General features: G+C 51.1%; 14 protein-coding genes. 11 read left to right on the forward strand and 3 right to left on the reverse strand.

Going from position 1 to position 17,933, the window contains the following annotated elements:
- Positions 1-44 precede the first annotated feature (44 nt).
- The 7 genes from BZG25_RS00400 to BZG25_RS00430 all read left to right on the forward strand — a co-directional run bounded on the left by BZG25_RS00400 (position 45) and on the right by BZG25_RS00430 (position 9,088).
- A complete protein-coding gene (locus BZG25_RS00400) occupies positions 45-587 on the forward strand; it encodes a copper resistance protein NlpE (RefSeq protein ID WP_077638302.1) in 543 nt (180 codons plus the stop codon).
- A 447-nt stretch (positions 588-1,034) separates the two neighbouring features.
- Positions 1,035-2,222, forward strand: coding sequence for an ectoine hydrolase DoeA (gene doeA / locus BZG25_RS00405; protein WP_046075758.1), 1,188 nt, complete (start codon positions 1,035-1,037; stop codon positions 2,220-2,222).
- 156 nt (positions 2,223-2,378) lie between these two features.
- Positions 2,379-3,374, forward strand: a complete 996-nt coding sequence (gene doeB / locus BZG25_RS00410) for a N(2)-acetyl-L-2,4-diaminobutanoate deacetylase DoeB (protein ID WP_077578373.1) — start codon at positions 2,379-2,381, stop codon at positions 3,372-3,374.
- A gap of 10 nt (positions 3,375-3,384) precedes the next feature.
- Positions 3,385-3,873: an Lrp/AsnC family transcriptional regulator gene (locus BZG25_RS00415; protein ID WP_077638303.1), complete on the forward strand. Its 489-nt coding sequence runs from the start codon at positions 3,385-3,387 to the stop codon at positions 3,871-3,873.
- A 202-nt stretch (positions 3,874-4,075) separates the two neighbouring features.
- Entirely contained in the window at positions 4,076-5,845 is a 1,770-nt protein-coding gene (locus tag BZG25_RS00420; RefSeq protein ID WP_077638304.1) for a PKD domain-containing protein, read from the forward strand.
- A 247-nt stretch (positions 5,846-6,092) separates the two neighbouring features.
- The gene (locus BZG25_RS00425; RefSeq protein ID WP_077638305.1) at positions 6,093-7,652 is read left to right on the forward strand and encodes an NAD-dependent succinate-semialdehyde dehydrogenase; all 1,560 of its coding nucleotides are present in this window, start codon (positions 6,093-6,095) and stop codon (positions 7,650-7,652) included.
- 32 nt (positions 7,653-7,684) lie between these two features.
- On the forward strand, positions 7,685-9,088 hold the full coding sequence (locus tag BZG25_RS00430) for an aspartate aminotransferase family protein (protein ID WP_077638306.1): 1,404 nt from the start codon (positions 7,685-7,687) through the stop codon (positions 9,086-9,088).
- A 77-nt stretch (positions 9,089-9,165) separates the two neighbouring features.
- On the opposite strand, the gene BZG25_RS00435 is transcribed toward BZG25_RS00430, so the two are convergent.
- The 3 genes from BZG25_RS00435 to BZG25_RS00445 form a co-directional block, all read right to left on the reverse strand.
- Complete coding sequence (locus tag BZG25_RS00435) at positions 9,166-10,710, reverse strand: BCCT family transporter (protein WP_077638307.1); 1,545 nt, start codon at positions 10,708-10,710, stop codon at positions 9,166-9,168.
- Between the two features lie 184 nt (positions 10,711-10,894).
- Entirely contained in the window at positions 10,895-11,326 is a 432-nt protein-coding gene (locus BZG25_RS00440) for a hypothetical protein (protein ID WP_077578377.1), read from the reverse strand.
- Between the two features lie 160 nt (positions 11,327-11,486).
- Positions 11,487-11,786 carry a DUF6916 family protein gene (locus BZG25_RS00445; RefSeq protein ID WP_077638308.1) on the reverse strand — a complete coding sequence of 100 codons (300 nt, stop codon included), beginning with the start codon at positions 11,784-11,786 and terminating at the stop codon, positions 11,487-11,489.
- Positions 11,787-12,655: 869 nt separating this feature from the next.
- Between BZG25_RS00445 and BZG25_RS00450 the strand changes: the two genes are divergently transcribed.
- The 4 genes from BZG25_RS00450 to BZG25_RS00465 all read left to right on the forward strand — a co-directional run bounded on the left by BZG25_RS00450 (position 12,656) and on the right by BZG25_RS00465 (position 17,915).
- Complete coding sequence (locus BZG25_RS00450; RefSeq protein ID WP_108744000.1) at positions 12,656-13,261, forward strand: TetR/AcrR family transcriptional regulator; 606 nt, start codon at positions 12,656-12,658, stop codon at positions 13,259-13,261.
- Between the two features lie 190 nt (positions 13,262-13,451).
- On the forward strand, positions 13,452-14,609 hold the full coding sequence (locus BZG25_RS00455) for an iron-containing alcohol dehydrogenase (protein ID WP_077638310.1): 1,158 nt from the start codon (positions 13,452-13,454) through the stop codon (positions 14,607-14,609).
- 70 nt (positions 14,610-14,679) lie between these two features.
- On the forward strand, positions 14,680-15,702 hold the full coding sequence (locus BZG25_RS00460) for an NADP-dependent oxidoreductase (protein ID WP_077638311.1): 1,023 nt from the start codon (positions 14,680-14,682) through the stop codon (positions 15,700-15,702).
- A 245-nt stretch (positions 15,703-15,947) separates the two neighbouring features.
- Positions 15,948-17,915 (forward strand): sensor histidine kinase, encoded by a 1,968-nt coding sequence (locus tag BZG25_RS00465; protein ID WP_077638312.1) that lies wholly within the window; start codon positions 15,948-15,950, stop codon positions 17,913-17,915.
- Positions 17,916-17,933 lie beyond the last annotated feature (18 nt).

A 17,933-nucleotide genomic window follows, 5' to 3' on the forward strand; every position in this document is an offset into this window, starting at 1 on the left:
CCCAGCACCAATTTAGCTTTAAACAATGATTCAACGAGGTAAACATGAAAAAAACCTATTTACTTGTACCACTGGCACTGGTTGTCGCACTTGTCGGCTGTGAACAGCAAACCAACGAACCCCAAGAAGCGCAGTCGCAAGTCGAATCTAGCTTAGACGATGCCCAAAATGCAGTGAAAGAAGGCGCAGAACAAGCGATGGATAGCGCCGAGAATACGGTTGATGCAGCAGGTGATGCTGTCAACGAGATGGTTGATCACCACAATGCAAAACTATCACTAGACTGGAATGGTACGTATCAAGGTGTGGTGCCCTGCGCCGACTGTGAGGGTATTGATACCACACTAACACTGAACCCAGACAACACGTATTCACTCACCAAAACCTATCTGGGCAAAGAAGGAGAAGCCCTTAAAGAATCGGGCACCTTCAAGTGGGATGAAACAGGCAGTGTCGTGATCCTTGAAGGCCTGACTGACAGCCCTAACCACTTCTTTGTGGCGGAAAACCAGGTGATCATGCAAGACATGAACGGCGAAACCATCGAAGGCGACCTTGCTGAGATGTATCACCTGAAAAAGCAGTAATCTACCAATATAATCTTACTTGATAAGAGCCTAGCGCTTGCCCCATAAACCAGCACTAGGCTCTTTTCGCGTATTTCGTATCCCCTTCCCACGCTTTCCCGCTTCACGCCAACACTTGCCTGTCTGCACAGATTGGCAGTTTAGTGACAAATTTGTTGCTAATAAAACTTGACGGGTTTTCACTCCATGGTTTAACACTTAACTAGAGGCGAAACAAAATCTTATCCGGTGAGCGAGCCACATGGCCGCATGAACGATGAGCCACAGCAGACAGTAGAGTCGCCTAGACAGGACCGCGCAACACCAGCGCTTCCTCCGTTTGTTCGATAACAAGACCGAAAGACGGCACCTTTCTGCACCGGTAATCATACTTGATCCAAGTTTGATTACCGGTCAGTAGTACGTTTATAAGCACCACAGTCGTGGTATTGAACAGGAGTCACGCGTATGAGCGACGTTGTATTGAAGTTCTCTTACGAAGAATACAGCGCCCGTTTAGCCAAGGTTCGCTATGCCATGGAAGAACAAGAGATCGACACCTTGTTAGTGCACGATCCATCTAACATGGCGTGGCTAACCGGTTACGATGGCTGGTCTTTCTATGTGCCTCAGTGCGTAGTGATTGGCGCAACGGGTGACCCTTTGTGGTTCGGACGTGTCCAAGACGCGAATGGCGCGCTGCGTACTGTCTATATGAGTGCCGAGTGCATCACCTACTACCCTGACCATTACGTGATGAATCCGCCCCTGCACCCCATGGAATACTTGGCAAACTATGTGCTGGCAGAACGCTATTGGGATCGTGGCCGCATCGGCGTCGAGAAAGACAACTACTATTTCAGCGCCACGGCGTTTGAATCGCTCAAAGAACATCTGCCAATGGCGACCCTCGTCGATACTACCGGGCTGGTTAATTGGTGCCGCGCGGTCAAGTCTGATCAAGAGCTCACCTACATGCATACAGCTGCGCGTATCGTGGAGAATATGCACCGTGTCGCCTTTGAGATGATCGAGCCCGGCTTACCCAAGCATTTACTGGTGGCAGAGATTAATAAACACGCGGTGGTCGGTCATGACGGTCACTTTGGGGATTATGCCGCTATCGTGCCGATGTTGCCCTCAGGCGGTGATGCTGCTGCGCCTCACTTAACGTGGGACGATCGCCCATTTAAACGGGGAGAAGGGACCTTCTTCGAAATCGCTGGGGTGCATCGTCGCTATCACTGCCCACTCTCTCGTACCATTTTCTTAGGAGAGCCGGGTTATGAGTTCCTCCGTGCTGACGAGGCGCTACAGGCCGGACTAGAAGCCGGTCTCGCGGTCGCCAAGCCCGGCAACACATGCGGAGACATTGCCAATGCCCTCAATGATGCCTTGTTGCGCTATGGGTTTGATCGGGAAGGCGCGCGCTGTGGCTATCCGATAGGGTTAAGCTACCCACCCGATTGGGGCGAGCGCACCATGAGCTTGCGACCCAGTGATCAAACCCTATTGCGCGAGGGGATGACGTTTCATTTCATGCCAGGGCTTTGGATGAAAGACTGGGGCATGGAAACCACAGAAAGCATTGTGATCACCCGCGATGGTGCACAAACCTTGTGCGACCTACCGCGCCAGTTGTTTGTCAAACATTAGCTTGGTACATCGCGTCAGATACGGGCACCATACTTGTGCCCTTTTCTGTTCAGCCTCGTTACTATTTTTAGCTACACTCATAACGTGATGATTTAAAAATTAAACTTTACCCGTTTCCGCCGGATTGAGCGTCACAACAGATCACAAGGAGAGGTTATGGAACCCACCGCAATTGAAGCCACCGTCGATTTTCATGCCGATGGTGTACAGCATGGCTTTCTTAAACTGCCTCACTCACACGACCAATCCGCATGGGGCTGTGTCACTATTCCGATCACTGTGGTTAAAAACGGTGAGGGGAAAACGGCCCTGCTGACGGGCGGCAACCATGGGGATGAATACGAGGGCATCACAGCGTTACTCAATACCTGCCATCAACTGATGCCAAACGATATCAAAGGCCGTGTGATCATCTTACCGATGATGAACGCGCCCGCCGTGACCGCAGGCACACGCACTTCCCCTTGGGATCAAGGCAACATGAACCGCGCTTTTCCTGGTTCACCAACCGGCAGTGTTACCGAACAAATTGCCGATTACTTCACCCGATATTTAATCCCACAGTGCGATACCGCTTTAGACATTCACTCAGGCGGTAAAACCTTAGATCTTATTCCCTATGCGGCGTCCCACCGCTTAGAGAATCTTCAGCAAGCCGACGCCTGTGCCGAAGGTGCTCGCCTGTTTGGTGCCCCCTATCAAGTGCAAACCACTGAAATGGATGCCACCAGCATGTACGACACGGCGGTAGAGCAACAAGGTAAGATTTTTGTCACCACAGAGCTTGGCGGCGGCGGCACCAGCACACCAGACTCCATCGCGATTACCCAACGTGGTATTCATAACTTCTTGGTATTTTCAGGGATCTTACAAGACGACTACCGTCACCCACCCATCGCCCCTATCAAACTCGAGTTACCAGATAAACATTGTTATGTACAAAGCGAGCACGCTGGGATTATTGAGTTCTCTGTCCACTTAGGCGATACCATCAAACAGGGTGATTTAATTGGCAAAGTGCATAATATTGAGCGTACAGGGACCGAACCCATCCCCTACTACGCCGAGCGCGACGGTATTTTACTGGCCAAACGTCACCTCGGACGGATTTATATCGGCGATACCTTTGCGGTGATTGCCGAACCTGTTTAGCGGAGGGGCCATGAAGCTGGATAAATTTGATATCAAAATCTTGCAGATCTTGCAGCAAGATGGTCGTATTACCAAATCTAACCTCGCACAGGCGATCAACCTGTCTGTAAGCCCCTGCTGGGAGCGGGTAAAACGGCTTGAGCAAGCAGGTATCATCGAGGGCTATGGCGCACGTATCAATCCAGATGCGGTGGTAAAACTTAACACTGTGCTGGTCGAGATCACCCTTGGCCAGCATGATGTTAACAGCTTTCAACGTTTCGAACGTGCCATGCAGCACTGCGACGATGTCAAAGAGTGTTGGGCGACGGGCGGTGGGATAGACTATATCCTTCGTCTTGGTGTCACTGATATCGACTATTATCAGCGTTTGATTGACAGCTGGTTGACCGATGACCTTGGCATCAAACAGTACTACACCTATATCGTCACCAAACAGGTGAAGCGACCAGCCCTCACCTTACCACTTGAAACACCAGATGTTGCTGCCAATGGCTAATCATTGCTTGTCCTTGTTTGCTAGTACTCAATGACATTGACGCATGGGCCATTAACTTTTTAGCAACATATCTCTTCCTGTTACATCACGGCATGATTTGTCCAACATTACAGACAAACAAATTCACCTATCAATAAAACCTTCACTAGCCTCTATCACTGTGACGTTTGCACATTGACACTCACGGAAAATAGAGGAAATCATGAAACGACCGTTCTTAGTTTGTACAACTCTCGCAGCAATAACACTTTGTTCATCATCGGCACTGGCGAGCATGGGTGACACCCCACTCAGCCCAATCCAAATCGCCAGTCAGTTCGCACTGGATGCCGACCTTACACCACCGCCAAATTTCCAGGCATTTTCACTCACAAGCCCTTACCAAAAAACCATCACGGTACATCAGACTGACGCGGCTTTTATTAAGGTGCATTTTTCACAATTTTCTTTACCAGAAGGGGCCTATGTCACGGTGAGCAGTGAAGATGGTCAAGAGCAATATCGTTACACCATGCAAGCCAATGGTCAGAGAACCTTCAACGCAGAAAACGGCGAAGACGGTGTGAATCAGTTTTCTGCCATGTCAGTGCATGGCGACACCGCAAGAGTCACGCTCACCCTCCCCGCTGGCACACAATGGCAATCAAAACATGCCTTGCGTATCGATACCTATAAAGCGGGCGATCCCAGTGATGAAATCATCGCCGAGCAAGAGGTTGGTCAACTCTCAACCTGTGGTATCAATGAGCGCAAAGACGTCGCTTGCTGGCAGGACAGTCACCCAGAAGAATATGAGCGCAGTCGCCCAGTGGCGCGCTTATTAATGAATGGCAGTGGCTTATGCACCGGCTGGCGTGTAGGGCCAGACAATCACATGTTCACCAACAATCACTGTGTCGAAAGCCAGACCGAGCTTGCCAACACCGAAGTGTGGTTTAATTATCAGCGCCCCACCTGTGGCAGTGGTCAAATTACTGATGTGGTAAAAGTCACTGGCGCGCAACTACTCAACACCGATTACACCCTCGATTACACCCTATTTAGCGTGAACAACTTCGCCAAAGTGGCGCAGTTCGGTTATATGGGACTTGATGTGCGCCAACCTCAACGTGGCGAAACCATTTTTATTCCGCAACACGGCGCAGGTAACCCGAAAGAACTCTCGATTGAAAGCGACCAAAACAGTGGTGGAATATGCCAGATTGACGTCGCCATCACGAATGGTCGAGGCAGCAACACGGATACAGGCTATTTTTGTGATACCACCGGCGGCTCATCGGGCTCACCCGTACTCGCAAAAGACAGCCACAATGTGATAGCGCTTCACCACTTTGGCGGCTGTGAAAACCAAGGGGTACGCATTGACAAGATTTGGCCACAAGTGGCCGGTGAGTTTGATAATGTCCCTCCGCAAGGCGATCATCAATCGGGAGGCGCGCCGAATGCCGTCTTTACAGGCCAATGCACAGCACTAAGCTGTAAGTTTGACGCCAATGGCGCCAATGACAGCGATGGCAGCATCGTCAGTTATCAATGGGAATTTGGTGATGGCTATCAAGCGACTGGCGTGACAGCGTCACATAAGTATGGCAGCGCTAGCACCTATTCCGTGACACTGACCGTCACCGATGACCAAGGGCTGACTGACTCGGTAAGCAAAGCCTTTACCGTGGGTAGTGTTAACGACTTTCCACGCACCGAGCTAAGCGGTCAACGCAGTAGCTGGCAATACTTCGCTTATACCGCGCCACAAACAGGTAGCGCCACCGTGCGCATGTATGGTGGCACGGGAGATGCCGACTTGTATGTACAAAAAGGCACCAAACCAGACCAAAACCAGTACCAGTGTCGCCCATACACCAGTGGCAACAATGAACGCTGTGAGGTTGAGGTCAATGCTGGCGATGAGGTCTTGATTGGCATTCGAGCGTACCGCACATTCAGCGGTGTTACCCTTGATGTCAGCCAATAATAACGGTAAGGCGCACGGTATTTCTCGTGCGCCTTATTCATTACTTAACGGCTTATCTCCCATGGTTTTAGCACGCCAATTCAGCATTTTTATCACTATCAGAAAATTTTCTTCTGTTCTTGCATGGTTCCAGAAAAAATTTCGTTAATCCCCCTTCTTAACAAAAAACCTCTTTTTTACTCATTGCATACAGTAACAGTGGGCAAACGCTGATAGGCAGCGTGGCGATTTTGAATCAGGAGGGAGTATGACCGTATTCCAATCACGCGATCTTAACTACACTGGCAGCGCAGCCAATGCATTGCGTCATGATGTAGCCGGCAAAGCCAGTTCAGACGTTCTCGCGTACCTGGACGATCAGCGTCTATTTCGCCAACTTGCCTATGCCAATGGTAAATGGGTCAATGGCGATTCAGATACACCCGTGCTCAACCCGGCAACGGGCGAAGTGCTCGGTTACACCGCATCACTCAATGCTGCGCAAATCAATCAAGCCATTGATGACGCCGACACCGCTTTCCATCTGTGGCGTGCCGAGTCCGCCGAAACGCGCGCCAAGCTATTGATGAAATGGCATGACCTCATCATGGACAACCAACACGATCTCGCGCATTTGATGGTGCTCGAGCAAGGCAAAACGTTGCGCGACGCCGAGGGTGAAGTCGCTTACGGCGCGTCGTTCATTCAATGGTTTGCCGAAGAAGCGAAACGCGTGTATGGCGACACCATGCCTAGCCACATTCCCAACGCCCATCTGGCGACACTACGTGAGCCCATTGGGGTGGCAGCTTTAATCACCCCATGGAATTTCCCTAACGCGATGATCACCCGTAAGGCAGCAGCAGCGCTCGCGATTGGCTGTAGTGTGATCGTCAAGCCCGCAGAAGAAACGCCCTTTTCTGCGCTGGCGTTGGCGGAGCTCGCAGAACGTGCCGGGATCCCTGCAGGGGTGTTTAACGTGATTATGGGTGACGCGCCCATGGTCTCGGCCCAGCTTTGTCAAAGTGACAAAGTCAAAGCGCTGAGCTTTACAGGCTCAACGCGTGTGGGCCGCTTATTGCTCGAGCAAAGCGCCCAAACCGTGAAAAAGTGTGCCATGGAGCTTGGCGGCAATGCGCCCTTTATTGTCTTGCCTGATATGGATATTCAACAAGCGGCGCGCGCGGCCATCGATGCCAAGTTTCAAACATCGGGACAAGATTGTTTGGCCGCCAACAAAATTTTAGTCCCGCGCGACAAACATCAAGCCTTTGTCGATGCCTTCGCCGCATTAATGGATGAACTTGAAGTGGGTAATGGTTTGCTGCCCAGCACAGATATCGGCCCATTGATTTCGTCTCGTGCCGTGGATAAAGCCCAAGCCATTGTCGATGACGCCATTGCCAAAGGCGCGACCGTGATGGGCGGAAAACTCAACCCCAACCTAGGCGAAAACTTCTTTGCCCCAACGCTTATCACCAAGGTGACGCCCGATATGCTGGTGTATCAAGAAGAGAATTTTTGTCCTGTGGCGGGCGTGATTGCCTACGACAATCTGGATGAGGCGATTGCGATGGGTAACGATACCGAGTACGGACTCTCGGCGTATATCTATGGCAATGATATTCGAGATATTTGGCGCTGTCTGCGCGGCCTTGAGGTCGGCATGGTCAGTGTCAACTCAGTGAAGATGACCGGTCACCCTATTCCATTTGGTGGCGTCAAACAGTCGGGCTTGGGCCGTGAAGGAAGCCGCTATGGCATCGACGAATTTAGTGAAATCAAATACTACTGTTTAGGTGGCTTGCCCACGGTGAGCGGCAGCTAATTCAGGTTTGCTGACGGATAAGGAGACTGATCATGCGTCCAGAAACAAAAGCCTTGTTGGAAAAAGACAGAAACACCGTATTCCATGCTTCAACCCACTTGAAGCAGTATGCGCACGGCGAAATGCCAGGCCGAGTGATTGAGACAGGCAAAGGTATTCGCATCACCGATTCCGAAGGGATTGAGCTGATTGACGGCTTCGCTGGGCTCTACTGCGTCAATATCGGCTATGGCCGTGAAGAAATGGCCGACGCCATTTATGAGCAAGCGAAAAAGCTAGCCTATTACCACACCTATGTGGGCCACACCAACGAAGCGCTCGTGACCTTATCGGAGCGGCTGATCAAGATGGCGCCGGGCATGAGCAAAGTCTATTACGGCATGTCGGGCAGCGACGCCAATGAGTCACAGCTTAAAATTGTTTGGTACTACAACAATGCGCGTGGCAAGCCTGAGAAAAAGAAAATCATCTCTCGGGATCGGGGTTATCACGGCTCCAGCGTGGCATCAGGGTCACTCACGGGGTTACCACTGTTCCATGCGCACTTTGATCTGCCCATCGAGCGCATCAAACATACCATGGCCCCCTACTATTATCGCCGTGAAGACAGCGGCATGACAGAGCCTGAATTCGCGCAACACTGTGCCGATGAACTGGAGAAAATGATCCTTGCGGAGGGGCCCGACACGGTCGCAGCGATGATTGCCGAACCTGTACTCGGCACCGGTGGCATTGTGCCACCTCCCGAGGGCTACTGGGCGGCAATTCGCAAAGTACTGGATAAGTATGATGTCTTGTTGATCGCCGACGAAGTGGTATGTGGCTTTGGCCGTATCGGGAGTGATTTTGGCTCTATTTACTACGACATGAAGCCTGATCTGATTACCGTTGCCAAAGGATTAACCTCCGCCTATCAGCCACTGTCTGGGGTGATGATCGGTCACAAGGTATGGGATGTACTGGAAGACGGCACCGATGCGTGGGGCGCGATTGGCCATGGTTACACCTACTCTGGCCACCCACTGGGCGCGGCAGCCGCACTGTGTAACCTCGATATCATTGAGCGCGAGAATCTGACTCAAAACGCCGCGACCACGGGGGAATATTTGCAAATGAAGATGAAAGCCGCGTTTGCCAATCACCCACTGATTGGCGATAGCCGCGGGGTGGGCTTGCTCCATGCTCTCGAGTTTTCGCCTGATCGTGCCAACCGCAGCCACTTTGACCCTAGCCTTAAAGTGGGCCCACAAGTGGCCGCAGCCTGTATGGAGCAAGGTCTGATTGCGCGTGCGATGCCACATGGCGATATTCTTGGTTTTGCCCCACCCTTGGTGGTCACCCCCAACGAAGTGGATGAAATCGTCGCTAAAGCGCAAGTCGCCGTCGATAAGGTGATGGATAAACTCGTCACCAGCGGACAGTGGCAGCCCAAATAACGCGATGATCCCTATCCAATAAGCAAAAAAAAGCGCCGATAACTCGGCGCTTTTCTCATTAACAGACTCAGGCCTTACTAGCTGGCAGTCGCCGGCTGTAACGCCAAGTTCGCTTCTTTCTCTTGCTGCATTCGCATCACCGCAATTGGGCCGGTGATAAAGGTGAAGGCAATCAAGAAAGACACAGGCACGGCGGTGATCACGATAAACGACTGAAGCGCATTCAAGCCACCGTCTCCGGCAAGCAGAAGCACACCGGCAACCACACCCATCACAATCGCCCAGAACAGACGATGGCGGCGAGTTGGCTGGTTATCACCTGATACGGCCATCGCGATAGAATACGCCATTGAGTCACCCGTGGTCGCCACGAAGGTGGTGGTCAGCAGCATAAAGGCTGGGATCAGAACCACGCTGTAAGGCAGCTGTGACAAGGACGCAATCAAGATCGCAGGCAAACCCGCATCCGCCATTGGGCCAGAGATGCTACCAGGCGATTGCAACTCATAAAAGATACCCGTACCACCCAGTACCGAGAACCAGAAGTTAGTCGCAATCGGCGCACAAATCGCAACGGCGAAGATAAGTTCACGAATCGAGCGGCCTTTCGAGATACGCGCGATAAAGATCGCCATCATCGGCGCAAAACCAATAAACCAACCCCAGAAGAACCAAGTCCACCATGCATTCCAGCTACCGTTATCGGTATTCAGTGCTAGCGTATGCATATTGCTGAGGTAGTAGCTAAAGCCTGAGCCAAACTGCTCAAAGATAAAGCCTGTTGGACCCAGCACAATCACCACGCCCAACAACACGGCTGCACCAATCACATTCATGCGGCTCAGCCATTGCAGACCTTTATCCATACCGGTAAACGCGGAGATAGAGTAAATCGCCACGACTGCAGCCAAAATCAGCATCTGCATTGGCATGGTGTTTTCGATACCCACAAAGCTTTCCAAGCTGTAGCCAAGCTGGGTGGCCAAAAAGCCAATCGGACCGATGGTACCCGCTGCGACTGCAATGATAGAGCAGGCATCAATCACAGAGCCTAACCAGTGGTTTTCTAGCTTGTCGCCGAGCAACGGATACAGCAACGCACGAGGGCGCAGGCGTACACCCGCTTGATGGTGGGCATACATCAGTACGATGGTTGCCAAGGTGCCTAATACTGCCCAGGCTAAAAAGCCCCAGTGGAAAAAGCTTTGGCTCAGGGCAGGAGCGACGGTTTCCATCACACCCGCTTCCATCTCACCTAGCGCCGGGGGCGGCGTCATGAAGTGATAAATAGGTTCCGCGGCTGACCAGAAAACACCACCACCCGCAAGCAGGGTGCACATGATCATCGCAACCCAACGGAAACGACTCATTGAGACAGTATCCGTGGCGCCAAGTTTTAATTTACCAAATTTACTGCCGCCGATAGCAAGCGCCAGCACGAAATTGATCACCATCAACCACTGCCACCAGTAACCAAAAAGGTTGGCAGACTCAGCAAACAGAGACTGGATAACAGAAGAGAAGTGTTTCAGGTCAAACAAGGCAAAGGCAAGGAAGACAGCAACAAAGCCGATAGTAAACACGGCTACGAGACGGTCATTATTTTGTGTAGATTTAAGCATTAGTTCGCTCACAAGGTGTGTGAGGGAGGGGACTCTATCAGTGTGGCGAATGAATGACCAGAACAAATTGTTACAGTCAAAGAAGGGAAAAACGTGACAAGTATCACCTATTCAGCCATGGCGGGGGCTGAATAGGAATATGACATTTTTGTTAAGTGGGCAAAATTTACCCAACACCGTGTCGTCACGCTGGTGTCTTCGGTTTCTCTGTCTTATTCGCCTTACCCGTTTCGAGCACTTTTTTATGCAGCACCACGGTGGCGCGATACAGTTTAGGGTGAACCTGTGACTCGCCTGTTTTTGCACGATTACACGCCGAAATCACAGCCGCCGTTATGCAAGCGGCCACTTTCAGCTGTCCAAGCTGATAGGCATAGTTAGCAACCTTTATCGCCATAAAAATCGATTGGTCGCTGTATTTGTAATTACGGGCGGCGAATTTCTCAAAGCGAAGAAAGTCTTTGTGATAACCCTTAAGAATGCGATCAACGTGGCGATCGTAATACTTTTTATACTTGGCGTAGCTCCCTTTGGGATTGCTCGCCATGATGTCTCTCACCCAGACAAACGATTGCAGCTGTTCCTTTTCAAATAAGCCACTCAGCCAGGCAAACATATGACCCCCCTACTGCTAGCTTAGCGGTCTTATTCTACTCAATTTCCGTGACTAATCTATGAAAAGGCGAAAGTAACTCATTGACTGGCGGTTATTTAATCAGCATTGGCCGCTAACTATTATAATGCCCAATGGGCAACAGAGAGCGACCAAAGAAAGATCAGGCTTGCGTGTTGATGTTAATGGTATAGGTGGCATCCCCGACGGGGAGCATATGTAGGATCTGCTCTCCAAGCGCGGGATGGGTAAGCAGGTAATTTCCTTGCGGAAAGCGGGTGTCTTCCGGCCCTTTCAACACCAGGCTGAAATTTTCTACCGTGTGCCCGCCCACCTCATCACCGTGGCCAGGATGGGTGTCGACACGCGCCAGCGTCATTGCATATTCCGTATCCGTTCCATCAATGAGCGTGATCGTTTCATCAATCAATTCATTGACATGCTGGAAAGATAGTACATTCATCGTCCCTCCCGCGCCCCTCTTTGGGTCAGTGCGCTTGTTAAAGCTTTACCGATAAGATTAGACGAAAAATTCGACAATGCACAATGGCTTAGTGATTTTTTCAATCGCTTAGAACGACAAAAGGCAACCGATCGGTTGCCTGACTAACGCTTGATTACGCTGACCCAGCCGCTTTAACTGGGCGAGTCTTATTCGACTTTGTTTTGTAGTAATACCACAAACGTCTGCTTTTGTTGTTCATCGAACACCTCTCAATCAGATTAATGAACGATATTGATGCCAAGCGCCGAATGCAGCGCCAATTCATAGTCTTATATTATTTCGTTCCGGAAAGCAAATTCGATCACCGTCAAGCAGCGATAAGGAGAGAAAACAGACGGATCAGGGCGCTAAATACGCACCCAATAGGTCAGGCGCGAGGCCTACAAAAGATAAAGCCGCTCTGCTGAGCGGCTTCGAGATGCATTCCTTGTTGGTTGTTGGTCAATGAACCTGTTTTTACATTGCCCCGTGTGCTCACTACGTTGAGCGTCCTCACCGCATGGTCTTGTGTTAATTGCCTGGCTGGCGGCTAACAAGGTGTCATCATGGGCGCCTGACATTAACGGGGACTTAACGCATTATGTGGCGCGTCACTGCGCGCTAATCATCTACCAAATTGTGTGTCAGCTCGGCTGACAATTTCAGTAAAGCACACTTTTTCCACTGTGCCATGGTGTGCCGTTCAAATTGTGAACAACGTAATAAATCCGACACAAACTGCGATTTCGCACAGCATACCGGCCTGATTTATGCCGCCGAACCACGGCAAGATAAAAAATGTCTCTCACCACTAGACGACCGGTCTAATTTTAATTATGCTACCCCACATGAAATCGAGCAGCACCCAAGAAACCAGCACTCACAACGCCACTCACCAACATTTGTTGGAAACGGGCGTGAGCGTGATGGCGCAATTCGGCTTTAGCGGCGTCGGCCTAAGCGCGATACTAAAACAAGCTGGCGTACCTAAAGGGTCTTTCTACCATTATTTTGCGTCGAAAGAACAATTCGGCCAAGCGGTGTTAGATCACTATTTCGCGAGCTATGTTGCCGATGTGAATCGCCTACTGACCGACAAAACACTTTCGCCAATTGCGCGCGTACACAGCTATTTTAGTCGCTGGCAAGCCCAGTATTGCAGCCTAGATCCGGTGCAAACATGCTTAGTGGTGAAGTTAAGTGCAGAGGTGGCGGATTTATCCGAACCAATGCGATTAGCGCTGCGCGATGGCACCGACCAATTAATTGGCAGCCTAGCTGATACTCTTGCACAAGCGGGTGATGTCTTTGACGATAAAGCCGCACTGACCACCGCCACGACCTTGTATCAGTTATGGCTAGGCGCAAGCCTACTGACCAAGCTACATCGTAACGACAGTCATCTCACGCAAGCGATGACCATCACCGAAGAAAAGCTCGGACTGATCGATTAATCCTGTTGTGCTCTACTCAGCACGCAGTAAGCAATAAATAACCGTTGATACGTGGCGGCGCCATAGATTATCGCCCCACCACCAACTCGAAACCCGCTAAGGCGGGTTTTTAACCGGCATCAACTAGACGACCGGTCTAATTTAAATAAACGCTTGATACCATCAAGCACAATAAAAGGAAGGATGAGCAATGAACAACTTTGAGTTCTACAATCCCACACGTATCGTTTTTGGCGAAGGTAAGATTGCCGAGCTGGATCGGCTCATCCCGGCCGATTCAAAAGTATTGATTCTTTTCGGCGGCCAAAGTGCTCGCAAAAACGGCACCTTGGATGAAGTAGAGCAAGCGCTGGGGCAACGTCAATTTGGCCTGTTTGGTGGCATTGAACCCAACCCGCGCTATGAAACCTTGATGAAAGCCGTCGAGAAAGTCAGCGCCGAAGACTATGACTACCTCCTCGCCGTGGGCGGCGGCTCAGTGATCGATGGCACTAAATTCGTAGCCGCGGCCGCCAAATATGATGGCGACGCATGGGACATTCTCACCAGCATGGGCGGCAAAGTAGACGCGGCACTGCCATTTGGTACCGTACTCACCCTACCTGCAACCGGCTCTGAGATGAACAAAGGCTCGGTGGTAACCCGTGAGTCAATGCAAGCCAAACTGCCGTTTATGAGCGAGCTGGTCTTCCCGCAGTTCTCAGTATTGGATCCGGTGAAAACCTACACCCTGCCGATTCGTCAAGTGGGTAACGGTGCGGTGGATGCGTTCGTTCACGTGGTTGAGCAATATCTGACCTATCCAGCCAATGCGCCGGTACAAGACCGATTCGCCGAAGGCCTGCTACAAACCCTCGTCGAGCTTGGCCCACAAGCGCTGGAAACACCAGAAGACTACAACGTGCGTGCCAGCCTGATGTGGACAGCCACCTTAGCGCTTAACGGCTTGATTGGCGTGGGTGTGCCGCAAGATTGGTCAACCCATATGCTGGGTCACGAGCTTACAGCTCAACATGGCTTAGACCACGCACAAACCCTCGCCGTGGTACTGCCTGCAATGCTTAATGAGAAGTTTGAGCAAAAACAGGCCAAGCTCGCACAATTTGCTGAGCGTGTTTGGCATATTGACCAAGGCAGCGAAGCCGAAAAAGCACAGCAAGCGATTGAGAAAACACGCGACTTTTTCGAGCGCATGAACGTAAAAACGCGCATGAGCGATTACGATCTGGAGGAAACCGCGATTGAGCCCTTGATTGAAAGCCTGACTCAACACGGTATGACCCAACTCGGTGAACATGGCGATGTGACGCCAGACGTTTGCCGCCGCGTGCTTCAAGCCGCGCTGTAATCGCCGTTTTATTTCATGATGAGGCGCGCTGATCCAGCCGCCTCTTTTCCCATCATCAAGGGAGGAATCAATGTCAGCATTAACAAATCAACGTTTTGTTCTCGCATCGCGCCCGGTTGGCGCGCCCACCGCTGAGAACTTTCGCTTAGAAGAAGTCGCCATTCCCGCACTAGGTAACAATGACGTCCTAATTGAAAACCATCACCTATCGATTGACCCTTACATGCGCGGTCGAATGAGTGATGCCAAATCGTACGCAGAACCCGTGGCGATTGATGGCCTGATGGTCGGTGCCACCGTGGGTAAAGTACTGGAATCTAACCACGCCGATTACCAGGCGGGTGATTGGGTACTCGCTTACAAAGGTTGGGAAACCCACTCCGTGGTTGATGGCGATACCCTGCTTAAACTTAATCCTGATCTCGCGCCGGTTTCATACGCGCTTGGGATCTTGGGGATGCCCGGCTTCACCGCCTACATGGGCTTATTAGATATTGGCCAGCCTAAAGAAGGCGATACCCTTGTCGTCGCAGCCGCAACCGGCCCCGTTGGCGCGACCGTCGCACAAATCGGTAAGCTGAAAGGCTGCCGCGTGGTAGCGATTGCCGGTGGTGAAGACAAATGCCAATACGCCCGTAACCACCTCAATGTTGACGCGTGTATCGACCACAAAGCCGACAACTTTGCCGAGCAGCTTGCCGAAGCCTGCCCGCAAGGCATTGATGTGTACTTTGAAAACGTCGGCGGCAAGGTATTTGATGCAGTGATGCCACTGCTTAACACAGGGGCACGTGTTCCCGTGTGTGGCTTGGTATCTCAATACAACAACACCGCCCTGCCAGAAGGCCCAGACCGCCTTTCGCAGTTGATGGGGACCATCTTGGTTAAGCGCCTAACCGTAAAAGGTTTCATCATTTTTGATGACTACGCGCACCGTTATCCCGAGTTCGCTCACGACATGGCCAAATGGGTCGGTGAAGGCCAAATCCATTACCGTGAACACGCGGTGAATGGCTTTGAGCAAGCGCCTCAAGCACTGATTGATGTACTCGAAGGCCGAAACTTCGGCAAGATGGTCGTCAATATTAACTAAAGTATCCGCGCTTTATTTCGCAATACCGAAAACCCTGCCTCCCCCTTAGCGATGGATAGCTAAGGGGGTTTTTTATGAGTGACGTTCGCTTTTCCGTTCCACTCCCCTTTTTGATGCAGAAGAAACACTCAGTGCCAACTACACTAATGGGGATGATTGACTAGCTTCATCGAAATTTGGCAAGGCTGACCGCAGGACGCAACCGCTCCACACCTGTTTCAGCTAAGAAAGAGGATGTATTCAAAATGGCCAAAGTCGCACCCATGATTCGTCATCAGATCAACCTCGGTTTTGCGTTTGTTCTGATTATGGCATTACTGACGATTTTTGCGGTGGTGGAATGGAAGGTAAAACCCGAGCTTATTGAGCAGCGACAAGAGCGGATCAGCATCAATCAACACGCCCTGCTCGATTTACTCGACGCCAAACTCGGCCAAATTGAACTGTTAACCAGCACCATGGCGTTAGCGGGGACCACACTCCCCAAAGATGAAGCTCTGTTCCGCACCACCTTTCCCGAGATCCTCAATAATCATGGCGATCCAGCGATTGCCGGCGGTGGTATCTGGCCCGAGCCCGGCACATTTACACAAGGGGTGGCGCGGCGCAGTTTTTTCTGGGGCCGAGCAGGCGCGACCATGGAGTACTACGACGATTACAACCATCCAGACGGGAAGGGGTATCACAATGAAAGTTGGTACGTAGCGGGCAAAACAACCCCCGCCGATCATTGCAGTTGGTCCAACGCCTATATTGACCCTTTTACCAAAGAGCCGATGATCACCTGCACCGTGCCAATGAAAGATGATAAGCGCTTTGTGGGTGTCGCCACCGTCGATATGAGGCTCGCCGGCATCTCAGATATTTTGTCCCAGTATGGCAAAGAAAACGGTGGCTATGTCTTCGCCTTCGACGCAGACAGCAAAGCGATCAGCTTTCCGCAATCAGCCGTCACCTTTCAACCCTACAGGAACACACTATGGACGCGAGACGAACTGCAAGTGCAATTGCCTTGGTTGCAATCGGCGTTCAAGGCAACCCAAACACTCAGCACCAGCAAGCTAATCACGGTAGAAAATGACGGCATCCTCAACGAAGCCGCATATGTTCATTTGATTCGCTACCCTGAAGCCGACTGGGTGATTGGCCTCGCCGTCCCTAAAAGCAAAATGACCGCCGCCGCTGACAACATGGGGTTGTTTTTAATGATAGCGATTGGTGGCTTGCTGCTCGTTGTCGGTGTCATCGCGACGATCACCGCCCGCAATTTACTGGATAAAATTCGACAAACCACCCATCAGATCCGAGAGTTGATCGATGGTGAAACCACCCAAGCACTCGACGTGGGAAACCTGAATGAAGTCGGGGAATTACGCCATGCCGTCAACGATTATGGTGATAAACTAAAGGCACTGCTGTTGCGTTTAGAAACACTCCAAGATGAATTGGTTCAGAATGAAAAACTGTCCTCACTCGGCTCCCTGGTCGCAGGCATCGCACACGAGCTGAATACCCCCATCGGCAACGCACTGATGTCTTCAACCTCCATCTTGTCGATGAAGCAAGATTTTGTCCAACAACTCGAAAAGCCGATCACACGTGACGATTTAGACCAATTTCTCACCCATGTTGAAGATGGGACACGGATTGTTGAACGTAACATGTCACGTGCCTCCGAATTAATCCGTGCATTCAAACAACTGGCCGTGGATCAAACCAACGACCACCAGCGCGAGTTTGACCTCCATCATCTTATCAACGAAGTGCTTCTGTCTTTGCGTCCGACACTGCAGCAAACGCCTCACCACCTTGATGTAGATATCCCTAAGGCGATTAAGCTCAATAGCTACCCTGGAGCCCTCACCCAAACGCTGATCAACTTAATTAACAATGCGTTAGTGCATGCATTTACCACGCAAGATCAAGGCCATATTCAAATCCATGCGAGTCAGGATTCACACGATCAGGTACATATTACCGTCCAAGATAACGGTGTGGGCATGACGCCAGACGTGCAAAAACACATTTTTGATCCCTTTTATACCACCCACCTCGGTCAGGGCGGATCTGGCCTTGGCTTACATATTACCTTCAACCTCATTACGAGTGTGCTCGGTGGCCGTATTCAGGTAAACAGCAAACCGCAACAGGGCAGTCGCTTCATTGTGACGATTCCACTGACGGCCCCCGAACGTGCCTCGTCGTCTTCATAACGATGGCTGGTAAATGGG

It is taken from the genome of Salinivibrio sp. ML198 (genome assembly GCF_001996015.1).
In the GTDB taxonomy this organism is placed as follows: domain Bacteria; phylum Pseudomonadota; class Gammaproteobacteria; order Enterobacterales; family Vibrionaceae; genus Salinivibrio; species Salinivibrio siamensis.